The organism is Bradyrhizobium sp. GCM10028915, from assembly GCF_042666195.1.
Taxonomy (GTDB): Bacteria; Pseudomonadota; Alphaproteobacteria; order Rhizobiales; family Xanthobacteraceae; genus Bradyrhizobium; species Bradyrhizobium canariense_D.
In genome coordinates this window covers 119368-136186 of record NZ_JBHTFN010000065.1, presented here as the reverse complement: position 1 = coordinate 136186, position 16819 = coordinate 119368, and the positions used below count along the sequence as shown (strand labels likewise).

At 58.1% G+C, this 16819-nt stretch carries 12 protein-coding genes and 2 pseudogenes; 13 read left to right on the top strand and 1 reads right to left on the bottom strand.

Annotation, left to right across the window (positions count from 1 at the left end; translation table 11 throughout):
- Window positions 1-228: 228 nt before the first annotated feature.
- Window positions 229-1100 (bottom strand): annotated as a pseudogene (locus ACFQX9_RS30450) (cytochrome-c peroxidase).
- A gap of 2046 nt (window positions 1101-3146) precedes the next feature.
- Between ACFQX9_RS30450 and ACFQX9_RS30445 the strand changes: the two are divergent.
- From ACFQX9_RS30445 to ACFQX9_RS30385, 13 genes and pseudogenes are all read left to right on the top strand, one after another.
- On the top strand, window positions 3147-3593 hold the full coding sequence (locus ACFQX9_RS30445; protein WP_157158625.1) for a hypothetical protein: 447 nt from the start codon (window positions 3147-3149) through the stop codon (window positions 3591-3593).
- A 389-nt stretch (window positions 3594-3982) separates the two neighbouring features.
- Entirely contained in the window at window positions 3983-4195 is a 213-nt protein-coding gene (locus tag ACFQX9_RS30440) for a helix-turn-helix domain-containing protein (RefSeq protein ID WP_377791401.1), read from the top strand.
- Window positions 4196-4292: 97 nt separating this feature from the next.
- Window positions 4293-4430 carry a hypothetical protein gene (locus ACFQX9_RS30435; RefSeq protein WP_377791400.1) on the top strand — a complete coding sequence of 46 codons (138 nt, stop codon included), beginning with the start codon at window positions 4293-4295 and terminating at the stop codon, window positions 4428-4430.
- A gap of 345 nt (window positions 4431-4775) precedes the next feature.
- Window positions 4776-5129 (top strand): hypothetical protein, encoded by a 354-nt coding sequence (locus ACFQX9_RS30430; protein ID WP_377791399.1) that lies wholly within the window; start codon window positions 4776-4778, stop codon window positions 5127-5129.
- Window positions 5130-6764: 1635 nt separating this feature from the next.
- Entirely contained in the window at window positions 6765-8267 is a 1503-nt protein-coding gene (gene nifD, locus ACFQX9_RS30425; protein ID WP_007600010.1) for a nitrogenase molybdenum-iron protein alpha chain, read from the top strand.
- 81 nt (window positions 8268-8348) lie between these two features.
- A complete protein-coding gene (gene nifK, locus ACFQX9_RS30420) occupies window positions 8349-9908 on the top strand; it encodes a nitrogenase molybdenum-iron protein subunit beta (protein ID WP_219682981.1) in 1560 nt (519 codons plus the stop codon).
- A gap of 115 nt (window positions 9909-10023) precedes the next feature.
- Window positions 10024-11667 (top strand): nitrogenase iron-molybdenum cofactor biosynthesis protein NifE, encoded by a 1644-nt coding sequence (nifE, locus tag ACFQX9_RS30415; RefSeq protein WP_377791598.1) that lies wholly within the window; start codon window positions 10024-10026, stop codon window positions 11665-11667.
- 5 nt (window positions 11668-11672) lie between these two features.
- Window positions 11673-13055: a nitrogenase iron-molybdenum cofactor biosynthesis protein NifN gene (gene nifN, locus ACFQX9_RS30410; protein ID WP_377791398.1), complete on the top strand. Its 1383-nt coding sequence runs from the start codon at window positions 11673-11675 to the stop codon at window positions 13053-13055.
- Between the two features lie 22 nt (window positions 13056-13077).
- Complete coding sequence (gene nifX / locus ACFQX9_RS30405; protein WP_377791397.1) at window positions 13078-13473, top strand: nitrogen fixation protein NifX; 396 nt, start codon at window positions 13078-13080, stop codon at window positions 13471-13473.
- 10 nt (window positions 13474-13483) lie between these two features.
- Window positions 13484-13954 (top strand): NifX-associated nitrogen fixation protein, encoded by a 471-nt coding sequence (locus ACFQX9_RS30400; protein ID WP_085383724.1) that lies wholly within the window; start codon window positions 13484-13486, stop codon window positions 13952-13954.
- 7 nt (window positions 13955-13961) lie between these two features.
- The gene (locus ACFQX9_RS30395; RefSeq protein WP_085383723.1) at window positions 13962-14162 is read left to right on the top strand and encodes a CCE_0567 family metalloprotein; all 201 of its coding nucleotides are present in this window, start codon (window positions 13962-13964) and stop codon (window positions 14160-14162) included.
- A gap of 14 nt (window positions 14163-14176) precedes the next feature.
- Window positions 14177-14461 (top strand): ferredoxin III, nif-specific, encoded by a 285-nt coding sequence (fdxB, locus tag ACFQX9_RS30390; protein ID WP_204513337.1) that lies wholly within the window; start codon window positions 14177-14179, stop codon window positions 14459-14461.
- Window positions 14462-15870: 1409 nt separating this feature from the next.
- Window positions 15871-16819 (top strand): annotated as a pseudogene (locus tag ACFQX9_RS30385) (M16 family metallopeptidase); the annotation flags it as partial.

The following is a 16819-nucleotide window of genomic DNA, read 5'->3' as shown; positions in this document are numbered from 1 at the left end:
AGTCGATCGCCGGTAGTCCTCCCTACCGACGAAAGCTGGAACGATGCGGAAAGCAGCGTCGCTCCCGCGTGACTTTCGCCCGGCCTCGCATTGAGGCCGGGCGGCTTTTTATGTGCCTGCTTATCAGTGACAGCAGGGGATCATTCATTTTGGCGTCATTGCGGGACCCCGGGTTCTTGGAGCGCATCTGTTGCTGTTCGGCAGGGAATGAGGCCGGTGCTGCTAAGGCTATCTGTCTATTGAAGGCTTTGGTGTCGTGTTGGTGCGCGTCGGCAGTATCGGATATTCGATCTTAGGCAGCCGACCGGTCAGCGAATTCAGAAATGAGATAATGTCGTTTTCCTCTCTATCGCTAAGCTTGGTGCCGAGCTGGATTTCACTCATCAGGGCAACAGCTTGCTTCAGGCTCCAAACCTGTCCCGAATGAAAGTAAGGGGCTCGCAACGCGACGTTTCGCAATGGCGCCGCGCGGAAGACATATTCGTCGCCGACCGCCCTGGTGACCGCAAACGGGCCCTTATCGGCGCCCGGAAGCACGCTTGCGTCCGGCTTTTTCATCACGCCGAACGGGAAGTAGGCCTGTCCACCGAGATTGATACCATTGTGGCAAGAGGAACATCCCTTCGCCATAAACAGTGCCAACCCTGACTTCTGCTGATCATCGAGGGCATGTGTATTGCCCTCCAGATACTGATCGAATGGAGCCGCAGGTGTAATGAGAGTCGCTTCAAAAGCCTCGATCGCCTTCGCAAAATTTTCAAAGGTGACCGGTCTCGCTTCGTTCGGAAAAGCGTTCTTGAACAAGACGACATAGCCGGGCATTGAGTTCAAGATACCGAGCACATGATCTGGAGTCGCATTCATTTCGGCACTCGCCTGCACCGGGCCGGTGGCCTGCGCCTTGAGGTCCGCGGCGCGTCCGTCCCAAAATTGCGCCGCATTGAACACTGGTTGTAGACAGTTGGGGCCCGGCGCAGGCCGACCTTCCAGCCGTGACCAACGGAGGTCGTACCGGCATCGACTCCGCCGGTGCCGAGATTGTGGCACGTATTGCAGCTAATGACCCCGCTCGCCGATAGCCGCGGATCGAAGAACAGCATCTTGCCAAGCTCCACCTTTCCATGCGTCACCGGATTGTTTTTTACCGCAGGAATGACCGAGGGGATTGGATGGAAGATCTGCTTGGCGTTTCTCTCAGATCATCGTCGGCGTTAGCTCCTGACGACATCAGCAGCCCAATAGCTAAAATAGATGCTTCAGCGACAACCCGAAGCTCCGGGATCGACATGTTCATACACCGCCTCATTAGTTCTGATTGTTAGAAAAGGAAACAGTCGAAAGCGATGCCACGCGCTCCTCGAGGGTCCGGCGCAGCATGCAGCGGATCCTCTGAAGCGAGGCTGCATCAAAAATGTACGACTCTGAGGAGCTCGCCGCCGGCGTTCACGCACGGGCTTGAGGGGCTTATGTGATTCGCGAGTTCGCTTTGAGCTTAGATCGCGGCCTTTCTGTTGGTCGATCAGACTAGCGCCTCAACGTTCGGCGTGAAGGTCGATCTGACAACAACAAGTGTGCCGCAAGCAGTAAGCTGTCCGGTGGCCGCATCGGTGCTCCATCGAGCGATTGGGTGGCCAATACGCTCCCGCAAAGTTGATGTCTCCGTCTTACACCGCTGGCCGCGCTCAGCGCTCACGGTGTGGTTGGACAATTAGCAACTGCGATGCCAGTTGCGTCCGCGAGATGCAAGTTGCTGATTTAGTTGTAGAACGGGTCCGGAGGAACAAACAAAGGCGGATGTCTTGGTTTGATCACTACATTCAGTGTCACAGATGCTACAAGGCGCCAGGCCCGGCTAGAGGTGATCGCAGATGCTTGTGGTGAAGTTCGCTTGCCAGCTTGCCGGCCGCACGCGGGAACGGCGGTAACAAGACCTACGCAGCTGGGCGAGACACTGAGCCGAGGCGCCCGGCGGTGCGCATCGTTCACGATTTCGCCGAGCCCTGCCGACTGAAGCCTCTCCGACTCATATCCGGGCCGCTCTGGCGCGCCGCCGCCGCGAAGCCCGGCTCGTTCGTAAAGGACGAGCCTCCGAACCGAACATGGCTTGTTTCAATTCCACCTGAGGTTCGCTGGCATGGCAATTGCCGTGCTCAAGTCTGAAAGGCGCGGCTGCCCAGAGTGTGACGGTGCGACCGTCCGATTGATCGTTACTCCAATTCGACAGGTGACCGGCCTGACCCGTGATCCGGCGGGTGTTGGTTGGATTACCTAGTCGGCCCACTCACGGGCTGCTGCTAGCTTTTGAAATCCTGCGCGGTGAGGGCAAAATAAGCTGAACTTCTGCAGGAGCAACCGCTACTTCGTGCTCTTGCGTTGAAAGACGCCGATACAAGAGGACACGCTGGGAGGAGATCGTGACATCATGTCCGCAGATGGCCCAAGTCCTGAGATCTATCGGCGGCTTAGCGAGGAAGGACGTGATTGAGCACTTGTCCATGGCTGGTTCAAGTTGGATACGGTATCCGTGATGGCATCGATTGACGATCGCTTGAATGAGATCAGATCCGTACGGAATGACATTTGGCGTTGTCGCAGAAGGCTTCAAAGCGAGCTAGATGATCTCCAGCGTAAGATGCTCGAAGAGCGTCTGCTTGAGCGGCAGTCTGCCTTTGAACGGCTCGTCTCGGCCACGTTTCCTTTTACATTGAGACTGTGAAGCAAAATTTTGGGACCTGTGCCGCGGGAGCATTCCGCGTTAAATAGCGTCCGCTCACAGAGCGCCTGCGCCTGGGTCAGGAATGTAGCGCTCCGGCGCCGCGGGCCGTCGCGCCTCTCATGGCCGCCGCCGACCTGAAAAGCTCGGCCCATAGCCTTGGTTCACCGACGTGCTGCCCGCTGCGCACCGACAATGAAATCGTTCCGGCCCCATCCAAGGGCACTGCCGGGGGATACCGCTCGCGTCGCTTCTGCGACACCGCAGTCACCTGAGTAACGTTGATCCGGCAGAGCGATCGAAGGAGCTTGAATCGCCCGTAGCGTCAGATTGTACAGAGCAGGGAACGATTTTTCAGATCAGGTGCAGTCGAATGATAAGACCCGCTCTCGCTTTTGTACTATGTTCCGCTCTCGAGTGGATCGGGCTAGGCATGGGGGCGGTTGCGGAAACAAGGCGGTACGCGTGCACGATCACTGCCGCCGATCGAGAGCCGGCCGGAGTTCGGAATGAGCGGATTATTCTCACCGTTCAATATGGCTGCCGGATCGAAGGTGGTCTCTTGACCGACGCGGGGATCACAGCAGTGTCGGTCAGCGAGTGGGCTGCTGACAAGGGGACATACTTGGCCTCCATGGAATTTCACCACGCGCTGGAGGGAGTTGCACTTGGGCAACTCTCCGAGGCGACCGACTTCTCTAGCATGGAAGGCGAGCAAGGCATTGGGGTCGCAACTTCCGGCACGACAGTTTTCACATTCGCATCTGGTTCATTGGCCGACCTTTCAGGGAAGACTCTTAAATTCACGACAAAACCCACCGGCCTACGTAGCTTCGAGTTGGAGTTCACAGACTGGCCAGAATCTCTTCTATGGAAGTGACGCGTGTCTTACGCTGAATTCCGCAGGCGCGTGCACACGAATACTGTCCATACTCTTAAGCACACACACATATGTGGTCCCCGGCCGATATATGCCGTCCCCCAAGACGAGCACACCCGCAACAGGTTAAGCCAAAACTCCGAAGGCACTCGAGCGCGGTAGAGCGTTCAAATTGACCTTCACGCGGTCCGATCAGCAGCTCTTTTGGCCGCCGATCCGCATATGGGACGATCTGGCCTCGCATGGCAGCGCCTGCGCGACGCGGAAGCTATCAACACGGAACAAACGCAGCCGATCATGAGCACGAGGAAGAAGTTGCCCGCCAACCGCCTCCCGAACGCGGACGAGTACCAACTCAAGGCAGCCCTCATTGTACACTGAAGCGGTTGATGGCGGAGCGGGAGATCACTCAGACCGAAGCCGCGAAGCTCGTCGGCGTGAAGCAGCCCAACATCTCCAAGCTGCTTCAAGGGCAGTTCAAGTTGGTTTCCGTGGAGAAGCTGCTGCGCATGCTGGCGGTGTTCGATCAGGACGTCGAAATAAAGATAAAGCCACATCGGAAGCGTGGCGAAGGGGGCCGGATCACGTTTATTCGGGCCTAAGAGCTGCCGAAATGGAGGGTTCATGACATCTAACCCGACGGCGGCAAAAGGGCCCATGAACTCACCCTGCAGTGCCCAATCTGCAATCGAGATTCGGTTGACTGAATCCCTCGCCCCCGCTGTTCTCGCCGAGGCCCGCCAGCGTTTCCAGGAACAACTGGGCGAAGGACGCGAGGTCGCCCGAGAGACCGAAGCGCTTCAGCAGGAGCGCGAGAAGCTCAAAAGGGAAGATTAACGGGTCTAACGCTAGGTCGTGAACCGACGCGGCGGCTTAGTGCAGCAGCCAACTCGTCCCTACAGAAGCGAAAGGCGCGCGAGGCAGAGCGATCGATTCGGAGGAGATGATCTCCGCTTGCATGACGGGCATCTTCCATCCAGAGGGCAGACATCGTTAGAGCGGGATCCCGGCTGGAGTCTTCGCCAGCCCAAGTACCGAATGCCGTGACATGGCGTCCAATGCGGATTTCGAGGACAATCGGCACTGACACGGAGAATCAATTTAGCTGAGCGCGGTCAAGCCAAAGACGAGGTTCAGGATGGCCCCAGGCGTAGTGATGCCGAACCTAGAAGGCGATGATGGTTGGCAGAAGGTACCAAGTGGAATCATTCCAACCAGTCCAACGGACATGCGGATCAAAGCGGAAAGCGCGACGATGGCAGCGATGAGTCCGATCCCGAACTGCCGGTGCTCGGTGATGTTCAAGATGAGCGATTGGGCGATACTTTCTTCGTCCCTCCCTCGAGCTTCAATGCGGCAAGTAACCGATCTGTGGCGGCGTCGATTTTCGAAGTGGAGCCGTTCATATTCCTCGCGAAGCGCGGCATCGACGAACAGGGTCCGTCACGGAAGCCGAAGCTGATCATCTTGAAGAACGCCGGCGCCGACCACTGGGCTTTCGGGATCCCTCACGCCCGATGGCCGGTTCTAACGTGAACTTCTCCTCCATCTCATTCAGGACGCAAAATGACTGAAACAACCGCGAGAAAGGCGACAGCAGCAATTGATCCGGTCCGGACACGTCCTCCCTGTGGGTCGTCCGCATAGACTCCACCCTGGATTTTCGTGTCGATGCTGGTCCGTAAGCCCAGCACGAAATATAAACGCTCAGAATGGCAACCTGGATAATCTCAGGATTTGCATTCGACAGCGCCGTGATGGGTATGTCCTTGAGCGCAAGTCCCATGAACCCAAGCGCTATTACCGCCGGAACAGTGGTGATGCACCAATTTACGAACGTTGCAATGCGTGAAATCCGCACCTGAGCACTTCGGTCCGAGGTCTTGGCCCTTTTTACCATAAATTACCTGGGCAAGAAAAATACCGTTCAAGTGGACCATCGGCGCGCTGTTCTGCAAAAAGGCCGGCGGAGCGCGTTAGCAAAACTGGTTTCAATGGCAATTGATACACCACGCAACGGAGGTAAGCGTAAGGAATTTCGATCCTGTCCTGGAACGAGAAAGGATAAATCGACCAGTGGTCCGCATTCGACCTGCCTTATCTCGACTGCCGACACTTGCGAAGCTGCCGGCCTTTCCGTGAATTCGCTCAAACTGTCTGACGCGTCAGAATCCGATGTTCCCCTTTGTCGAACTACGCCGAACGCAAAAGCTGCAGATTGTTTGATGCGGAAGCGCCCTGTGTCGTAGCCGGCAAGTTCAAATCCGGGCAAGCCCAGGGTGACCGTTTGCGGAGTTTAAGCTACCGCGCTGCTTGGGAATTGATCAGCTTACGTGCTCTCCACGGCGTCAGCTGTTCGCCCCTCCGAGCGCGCCTCTCCGCAGTATCAAATAAAAGAACGTCGGAGCGAGAGACCATGCGGAAATGGGAGAGGACTGCTGCTGGGCAACTGAGTTCTTGTGGAGACATCTGCAGCAGGTGGTGGAGCGCTCGATGCGATTCTTGCTGGGGGTGGGATCGCGAGCACGATGGGCACATCTAACCGCGCTGAAATCCGCTTCGAACGGATGGTGTTTGCGATCGTTGGATCGGCGCGTACGAAGCAAGGCTGCGCATTGGAGTGACGTCGGCGCGGCCAGACTCCAGCCACGCCGCTGGTGCAGAGCGTATCCGATTGTTTTGTTTCAGACAGGGCGTTGCGGCTACGCTTGTTGGTGGCAGACAGGGTCAGGTTTATAACAATCCGCATCCGGCAGCTATCTAGCTCTATAAACGTTACTTTTTTTATTCAACCGGCGCTGGCACACTCGTTGCAGACCCCTCGCAGGAGGCGGCTGTTAGTCCTTTGCATCCCATGCACAGGGACATGCCCCGTGATCGCACGCGAGTGAATAAAGAAGCCGATATGACCAACCGCTGGAGAGCAGGCATGACTTCACCGAGAAGCGTCTTGGTCATCGATAGACAGCGTCACACATGGCGCTCCTAACCGCTCAGCCGAGATGAGCTACATGATCGTGAACGACCGCTGCGGCATGAACGTCGCGAAGTTGCGATCGGTAGGACCGCCCACGCAGATTGCACGCTTACCTGAACGCCGGATCGGAAATCCGTCGGTCGACCGCAAAAGCGTCGCTTCTTGTTGAGACCACAATCGAAAAGGAAACCTGTATGAGCCGAGCACCTACCCAAAGCGTTGCAGAGATCAAGGCGCGCAACAAGCAGCTAATCGATGAGGTGTTGACGGTCTACCCCGAGAAGACCGCCAAAAGGCGCGCCAAGCATCTCAGTGTTCACGAGGCGGGGAAGTCGGATTGTGGCGTCAAGTCGAATATCAAGTCCATTCCCGGCGTGATGACCATCCGCGGCTGCGCCTATGCGGGCTCCAAGGGCGTGGTCTGGGGACCCATCAAGGACATGATCCACATCAGCCACGGTCCGGTCGGCTGCGGTCAGTACTCGTGGGGCTCGCGGCGCAACTACTACGTCGGGACGACCGGCATCGACACGTTCGTGACACTGCAGTTCACCTCCGATTTTCAGGAGAAGGACATCGTGTTCGGCGGCGATAAAAAGGTCACGAAACTCATCGATGAGCTCCAGGAGCTATTTCCTCTCAACAGGGGCATCACCATTCAGTCCGAATGTCCGATTGGCTTGATCGGTGACGATATCGAGGCGGTCTCCCGAGAAAAGTCGAAGGAATATGGCGGCAAAACCATCGTGCCTGTGCGGTGCGAGGGCTTCCGTGGCGTGTCGCAATCGCTCGGCCATCACATCGCGAACGACGCCGTTCGGGATTGGATCTTTGACAAGAGCGCCCCAGAGACCAGCCCTAAATTTGAACCGACGCCATATGATGTTGCGATCATCGGCGACTACAACATCGGCGGCGACGCATGGTCGTCACGAATCCTGCTGGAAGAAATGGGCCTACGCGTCATCGCCCAGTGGTCCGGGGATGGATCTCTCGCTGAATTGGAGGCGACGCCGAAGGCAAAGCTCAACATACTGCATTGCTATCGCTCGATGAACTACATCTCACGGCACATGGAAGAAAAATTCGGGATTCCCTGGTGCGAGTACAACTTCTTCGGTCCTTCCAAAATCGCGGAGTCGCTGCGAAAAATTGCAAGCTTCTTCGATGACAAGATCAAGCAAGGCGCCGAACGCGTCATCGCGAAATATCAACCGCTTGTCGATGCTGTGACCGCGAAATACCGGCCGCGGCTTGAAGGCAAGACGGTAATGCTGTTCGTCGGCGGCTTACGTCCTCGCCACGTCATCGGCGCCTATGAGGACCTCGGCATGGATGTTGTCGGCACGGGCTATGAGTTCGGGCATAACGATGACTACCAACGCACCGCCCAGCACTACGTCAAAGATGGCACGCTGATCTACGACGATGTCACCGGCTACGAATTCGAGCGCTTCGTCGAAAAGATCCGGCCAGACCTGGTCGGCTCCGGTATCAAGGAAAAATACGTCTTCCAAAAAATGGGCGTGCCGTTCCGCCAAATGCATTCCTGGGACTACTCGGGTCCTTACCACGGCTATGACGGCTTCGCGATCTTCGCCCGCGACATGGACATGGCGATTAACTCCCCGATCTGGGGGAAGACCACCGCGCCTTGGAAGGACGCTCCGCAGCCGAGCCTCATGGCAGCTGAATAGGAAGGCCGACCCCGGGCCGTTTCTTTCCGCAGAGGAGGGGAAGGGCAGGAGAACGAACGCAAGAACCCAAAGAGTGCCATGATGACACAGAACGCCGAACACATACTCGACCACTCTGAGCTTTTCCGGGGAGACGAATACCAGCAGATGCTGGCCAAGAAGAAGGCGCTATTTGAGAATCCGCATGATCCCGCCGACGTCGATCGCATCAAAGAATGGTCCAAGACATCCGAGTACCGCGAGAAGAACTTCGCCCGCGAGGCGCTAACCGTTAATCCGGCGAAGGCTTGCCAGCCGCTGGGTGCGGTGTTCGCCGCCCTCGGGTTCGAGCGCACACTGCCGTTCGTCCACGGCTCACAGGGCTGCGTCGCGTATTATCGCAGCCATCTGTCACGGCACTTCAAGGAGCCGACCTCGTGCGTCTCCTCGTCCATGACGGAAGACGCGGCCGTGTTCGGCGGGCTTAACAATCTTACCGACGGGCTTGCCAACAGCTATAACATGTACAAGCCGAAGATGATCGCGGTCGCCACGACCTGCATGGCGGAAGTCATCGGCGACGATCTCAATGCCTTCATCAAAACATCAAAGGAAAAAGGTTCAGTCCCAGCGGACTATGACGTACCATTCGCTCACACTCCTGCGTTCGTCGGCAGCCACGTTACTGGCTACGACAACACGCTCAAGGGCATCCTCGAGCATTTCTGGGATGGCAAAGCCGGCACGGCCCCAAAACTCGAGCGCAAAGCGAACAACACGATCAACTTCATCGGTGGCTTCGACGGCTACACTGTCGGGAATGTCCGTGAGATAAAGCGTATCTTCGAGCTGATGGGCATCGGCTACACCATCCTCGCGGATAACAGTGACGTATTCGATACCCCCACGGACGGCGAGTTCCGCATGTATGATGGGGGCACCACATTAAAGGATGCCGCGAACGCCGTCCACGCCAAGGCAACCATTTCCATGCAGCAATATTGCACGGAGAAGACGTTGTCCTTCATCAAAGGGCACGATCAGGAGGTCGTCGCTTTCAATCACCCGCTGGGCATCAGCGCCACGGACGATTTCCTGATGACACTGTCGCGTATCACCAACAAGGCAATTCCAAATGCGCTGGAGCAGGAGCGCGGGCGTCTGGTAGACGCAATGGCTGATTCCAGCGCGCATGTTCACGGCAAGAAGTTCGCGATCTACGGCGATCCAGACCTCTGCTATGGTTTGGCCGCATTCCTGCTGGAGCTCGGCGCTGAGCCGACCCACGTGCTGTCGACGAACGCGAGTAAGGCGTGGGAGCTGAAGATGCAGGCGCTGTTCGCGAGCTCGCCCTTCGGTAAAAACTGCCGCGCCTTCCCAGGCAAGGATCTCTGGCACATGCGATCGCTCCTGTTCACAGAGCCGGTCGATTTCCTGATCGGTAACACCTACGGCAAGTATCTCGAGCGTGACACCGGAACGCCGCTAATCCGCATCGGCTTTCCCATCTTCGATCGCCATCATCACCATCGTTATCCAGTGTGGGGCTATCAGGGGAGCATGAATGTGCTGGTCAAGATTCTCGACAAGATCTTTGATGAGATCGATCGAAAGACCAGCTCGGTTGGCAAGACAGACTACAGCTTCGACATCATACGCTAAGGCGAGCTCCCCGCCTCATCGTCCGCAGAAACAGCGGCGCTGCGGCGGGGATCACAGGTTCTCCGCCGGTCATCCTTGTGGTCTGCGGTGTGTTAACATCCCCGAGAGAGACACCATGACTTCGCTTCCCACGACCATACAGGACGTCTTTAACGAACCGGGCTGCGCCAGGAACGCGAGCAAGTCGAAGGTCGAGCGTAAGAATGGTTGCACCAAGCAGCTCAAGCCGGGCGGCGCCGCCGGCGGATGTGCCTTCGATGGCGCCAAAGTCGCGCTGCAGCCCTTCACCGATGTCGCCCATCTTGTGCATGGTCCAATCGCCTGTGAGGGCAATTCCTGGGACAATCGTGGTTCGGTCTCGTCCGGCTCCGATCTGTGGCGCAGAAGCTTCACCACAGATATGAGCGAGACCGATATCGTCTTCGGCGGCGAGAAGCGGCTGTACAGGGCAGTGAAGGAGATCACAGAGAAATACAACCCGCAGGCCATCTTCGTCTACCAGACATGCGTGCCCGCAATGATCGGTGACGACATCGATATGGTCTGCAAGGCGGCCTCCGCCAAATTCGGCAAGCCGGTCATTCCCATCAATTCACCGGGATTTGTCGGGTCGAAGAACCTCGGTAACAAGCTTGCTGGCGAAGCACTGCTGGAGCACGTCATCGGTACCGGAGAGCCGGATTACACGACATCGTATGATATCAACATCATCGGTGAATACAATCTGTCCGGCGAGCTTTGGCAGATCAAGCCCCTGCTCGATGAGCTCGGAATCCGGATCCTGTCCTGCATCTCGGGGGACGGCAAGTATCGCGAGGTCGCTTATTCGCACCGGGCCAAAGCCGCGATGATGGTTTGCTCAAGGGCAATGATCAACGTCGCACGCAAGATGAGGCAGCGCTACGGCATCCCGTTTTTTGAAGGCTCCTTCTACGGTATTGAGGATACCAGCGATTCACTCCGCCAGATCGCGCGCATGCTGATCGAAAGTGGCGCGCCGGCTGAGCTGATGGAACGCACGCAAGCCCTGATCGCACGCGAAGAGACCAAGGCCTGGGCTGCGATTGAACGTTTCAAGCCGCGCTTTGCCGGCAAGAGGGTTGTTCTCATCACCGGCGGTGTTAAATCCTGGTCGATGGTGGCCGCCTTGCAGGAGGCCGGGCTCGAGATCGTCGGCACGTCCGTGAAGAAATCGACCAAGAAGGACAAGGAACGTATCAAGGAATTAATGGGCCAGGACGCCCATATGATCGAGGACATGTCGCCTCGCGAGATCTACAAGATGCTCAAGGACGCAAAAGCCGATATCATGCTCTCGGGCGGCAAGTCGCAATTCGTCGCACTAAAGGCGGCGATGCCGTGGCTCGATATCAACCAGGAGCGCTGCCACGCCTATATGGGCTATGTCGGGATTCTCAAGCTCATGGAGGAGATCGAGAAGGCGCTCTACAATCCGATATGGGATCAGCTCCGCCAAGCCGCGCCATGGGATGAGTTCGACCGGAATCTTCAGGCAAGGACGGCTGCCCAGATGCATGCGCAAGCCGCGGATCCAGTTCGGGATCCGAGCAGGAACGGCGTCAGGACGATAAGTTTTTCCAATCAAGCTGAGGTCAGCGAGGGTGAGAGCGCGATTGCGGCGCATGGCCCGAAGCTCGCCGAGCCCAACAAGCCGTGCACCAGTTCCAGCGGGCGGTGCATTGCTTGTAAGGACATTCCGTCCGATCTCCAGCCGCCGGCATTGCAGGCGGCGGAGTAGGGGACATGGCGATCGTCACTACCTCGAAGAAAGCCTGTTCGGTCAATCCGCTCAAGATGAGTCAGCCGATCGGCGGCTCGTTTGCCTTCATGGGGTTGCGCGGCGCGATGCCGCTTTTGCACGGCCCGCAAGGTTGCGCCTCCTTTGGGCTGACGCTGTTCGTGCGCCATTTCAATGAAGCCGTGCCGATGCAGACAACTGCTATGAGCGAGGTTGCGACCGTGCTCGGCGGCCACGAGAATCTCGAACAGGCAATCCTCAACATCTACAATCGCATCGAGCCCGAGATCATTGGCATCAATTCAACTGGGGTCACCGAAACCAACGGCGATGACGTCGAAGCCTTCATCCGGTTGATCCGACAGAAGCACCCGCAGCTCGAAAAGCTCCCCCTTATCTACGTCTCGACTCCGGATTTCAAGGATGCCTTGCAGGATGGCTGGGGCAAGACGGTGGCGCGGATGATCGAGGTGCTTGTGACTCCGTTCGACCCAGCGAGACCGCGCGATGCGTCCCGCGTTAACGTGCTACCTGGGTGCCACCTCACGCCCGGCGACCTCGACGAGCTTCGCACGATCTTTGAGGATTTCGGTCTCAAGCCCTCCTTCCTGCCGGACCTTGCAGGTTCGCTGGACGGCCACATCCCCGACGAATTCACGCCGACTACGATCGGGGGGATTGGAGTGGACGAAATTGCGACCATGGGGCAGGTGGCCTGCACTATCGCGATCGGCGCGCAAATGCGCCGTGCGGCCGAGACCATGCAGGTGCGGACAGGCGCGCCGTTCCGTCTATTCGAGCGGCTCTGTGGCCTTATCCCAAACGACGAATTTATGGCGTTCTTGAGCCAGATCACTGGCCGGTCAGTACCCTCGAAGTATCGCCGGCAGCGTGGACAGCTGGCAGACGCCATGCTGGATGCTCATTTCCATATCGGCGGCCGCAAGCTCGCGATCGGCGCCGAGCCGGACTTGCTATTTGATCTCTCCAGCTCGCTCCATGAGATGGGGGCGCAGGTCACCGCTGCGGTGACGACGACGAACTCACCGGTGCTGCAGCGAGTCAGGACCGAGGACGTCCTGATCGGCGATCTGGAGGATCTTGAAGAGCTTGCCAGGACGCGTGACTGCGACCTTTTGATTTCCCATTCACATGGTCGCCAGGCGGCTTCGCGACTCAATGTTCCATTCTTCCGGGTGGGCTTTCCCATGTTCGATCGCCTTGGTGCTGCGCACCTCACAATGGTTGGTTATCGCGGCACGCGCGACCTGATCTTTGACATCGCCAATCTCATTATCACCGACCGAGAGATCAACCATCGGCCGACGCCTGACAGCTGGCGATTCACCAACTCTGGCCTGCAGGTCGTTTCGCCTCGGTTGCATTGAGCAGGGAGAGAAAACAACACGGATGAAAGTTGCATTTGCCACTCAGGACTTGAAGCATGTCGATGCGCACTTCGGCTGGGCCAAGAACATCGCGATCTACGAGGTCAGCCCGGAGGGGCATCGGTTTATTGAGGCGATCCAGTTCGGTGGTGACCTCACGGAAGACGGCAATGCGGATAAGCTAGCGCCCAAGATCGAGGCGATCAGGGACTGCGCAATCCTCTATGTTGCGGCGATCGGCGGCTCGGGTGCTGCACGAGTGGTCGCGAGCAAGATCCATCCGATGAAGGTGCTGCAACCAGAGCCCATCGACGAACTTTGCGTCAAACTCGAAACCGTGCTGAAGGGCTCGCCGCCGCCCTGGCTGCGGAAGCTGCTCGCCAAAGACCCGGAACGTACAGTGGATTTCGAAACCTGAAGGAACGAGGATGGGAGATACGTCCGAAGTCACTCCAGCCCCCGCGGCGGCGGAGCGGCCATTTCTGAAAGAGCTCGTCAAGATCTGGCGCGCCCAGGACTCCCACGGTGCCTGGGAGGGCAAGGAGGATCTCGATTTGCTCGAACCCTACGTTCTCGATAAGCGCAAGCGCCGTGCGCTGCCGATCGTCGGCAATCCCGCCCCCGAGACGACATGGCGGCTGGAGCTGTTCTTTCACGCGGTTGCGCTCTCGATCGAGAAGGCGACCGGAGTGATGATCTCCCCAATGCTGAAGATGCACAACGAAGGGTTCGGTCGGATCGTCTTGATCGGCGGCCGGCTCGTTGTCGTGAGCAAGCAGCTGCGCGACGTACATCGCTTTGGTTTTGGCCATCTCTCTGATCTCGCTGATCAAGGCGACAAATTCGTCAACAGTGGCGTTGAGATAATCCGTAAGTTTCCGGAAGTGGCAAATTATTGAGGCAAGCATGAGCGATGTTGAAAGCCTGAAAGCGGAAATAAAGAAACTGTCGGCCAAGGCGACCCAAGCCAAGATGGACCTCCACGACCTCTCCGAGGAGCTGCCGGTCAACTGGCCCTCGATCCTGAGCGTGGCCCACAACGCCCACGCTGCCTTCAGCGAGCTCGAAAGCAAGCGTCAACATCTCCAAGCGCTTGAAAAAGCATAACGGACCCGAAGCCAATGTCATTCAGGACCCGCGACGGTCGCAATTGGAGGCCGGACTACCTGGTTTCTATCGATCCCAAGAAGTGCATCGGCTGCGGCCGCTGCTACAAGGTTTGCGGCCGCGAGGTTATGACGCTGAAGGGGCTATGCGAGGATGGCGAAATCATCGATCTCGATGAGGAGGACGATGAGCTCGAAAAAAAAGTCATGGTGTTGAAGGACGAAGGCGCTTGCATCGGCTGCAGCGCCTGCGCCCGGGTGTGTCCAACAAACTGTCAGACCCACACACTACCTGCTTGAATTAGCTTTCTTCCGCGATGTCGACGAGTCAGTGGTCAGATACAAGCTGGTAGGGAACGCCAACATCCAACCTGTCCTACTTGCGTGAAGCCGGCAGTTGCCAACTCGGACGTGACCTCGCATGGTCCAGCTGACCGTTCGTCCGTTCCATGGGTATGGGGAGATATCGCAATACGAGCGCGCTCGACGCGCTCACGCGGGCTGCAGTTGCCGGCCGGCGAATGCAGTTGATGAGCTAGGGCAGCTTCGGTTGCGGCATTTCGTCCGTCGACTGGTACGGAAATCCCTCGAGGTCAAGCTTCAGTCTGCCATCGCTCCTCAGCCTGCCGATCGACGCAGTCAGCCGGACCTTACGGGCCCGCCACCCCTCAGCGTAATCGAAGACAGTGCTCTTTAGCGATGAAGTGTTCAGGCGACAACTCGCCATATTCGCGCGGGCAAACTATACGCACCTAAGAAGGTTTGGGCGCTGTGAGTCCATTACACTCGGGAGTCCACTGTCGCAGCAAGTCCATAGCGCGCCGCTTTCGAGAGCGTCGTTGAAGCGCCCCTTCTTCCCGGGGACTATCGCTCCCTTCTGAAGCATCCAAACGAGACCGTTCTTGCGGAGGACCTCTCAATCGCCTTCCCGGCGAGGCACTCGTTCGCCATTCACAAACCCTTAAAAAATGCACGTTTTCTAATAGATCAGGACCTCTGTTAGTGAAGCGGACCCATCCGGGGCTACGGCCATGTGATCAGCTATCTTGAAGACGGCGACTGGGCCGTGCTTACTCGCTTGATGGCCATCAATCTACGTTTCAAAGACGCCGTTGCCCACCGCAGACTATGCCGCCGCTGGGTCGCGGGCACTGCGTCCATATCGTCTATAATGCGGATCGACTGTGGACAGGGTCGCACCCCGTCTAAAGCACGCGCGGCTGCCGCGGCTTAAACCCGAAACTCTGATTCCTGAGCTGGTGCGCACGCTCCAATTCTCTTGTGGTGTAGCCGCTGAGCTGCTCGACGATCCCTCTCAGCTAGATCGTCAGTTGCTCGACATGTTCGGGCTCGTGTCCTGACGCGCGAAAGAGCCGTGTGGGTAAAGAGGCATGGAAATCGTTTCCTAATAGCCTTGGTTCGGCACACTGCGACCAGCCGTTCGAGGCCCTTCGAAACGAAGTCGTGCAGGGGTGCTCAGAAAAGTGGGGCAACGGCGAGGCAGCGAGTTGTCGTGTGTGCAACGTCGTGTTCGCAACATGTTTCGCGGATACCAAACAGAGTGCGGGTTGGCTTTCGAAGAGAAGACACGCTTTGCGCCGCGCTTGCGCCCAGCTGACTGCGCCGGCCGGTGCGCAGAAGAGTCACGAGATTGGCCCGACATTTGCTCCGCTGCTTACCACGGCGTGCGGCTCACCTGCTTTGTCGCGATGTCCGCTGCAGAACGTGGATCTCCACTGACCAAAGGCCATCACATGAAAAATTCCAGGTCCCTGACATTGATTGGCGCGGCCACTTTTGCCCTGGCCTCGATGACCCCTACCGCGCCGGCGGTCGAATATCGAGCGGAAAATAGTCAGGATCCTAGTTCCGGCGGCGTTCCTGCGAACAGGAGCGTTCTTGCCCAGATCACACACAGCTGGGAACGACCAGCGAGCTTCACGCTTCAGAATGGCCTGCAAGTCGTGGTGATCGTCGATCACCGCACACCGGTGGTGACGGAGATGATCTGGTACAAGGTTGGCTCCGCCGACGAGAAGTCGGGCAAGTCCGGGCTCGCGCACTTCCTCGAGCACCTGATGTTCAAGGGAACGGCCAACCATCCGGCCGGCGAATTCTCGCAGACCGTGGGGCGGATCGGCGGCAACGAGAACGCCTTCACCTCCCTCGATTACACCGCCTATTTCCAGCGCGTGCCGCGCGAGCAGCTCGCGCGGATGATGGACTTCGAAGCCGACCGCATGACCGGCCTGATCCTGAAGGATGAGAACGTGCGGCCCGAGCGCGAGGTCGTGCTGGAAGAATTCAACATGCGCGTCGCCAACAATCCGGACGCGCGGCTGAACGAGCAGATCATGGCCGCGCTCTATCTCAACCATCCCTACGGCCGGCCGGTGATCGGCTGGCACCAGGAGATCGAGAAGCTCGATCGCGAGGATGCGCTCGCCTTCTACCGTCGCTTCTATGCGCCCAGCAACGCGATCCTGGTGATCGCAGGCGACGTCGAGCCCGCCGACATCCGCCCGCTGGTCGAGCGCAACTTCGGGTCCATCCCGGCCCAGCCCGCGATCCCGGCGCGCCGCGTCCGCCCGCAAGAGCCGGAGCCCGCGGCGCCGCGCACCGTGACCCTGGCCGATCCGCGCGTCGAGCAACCCGGCT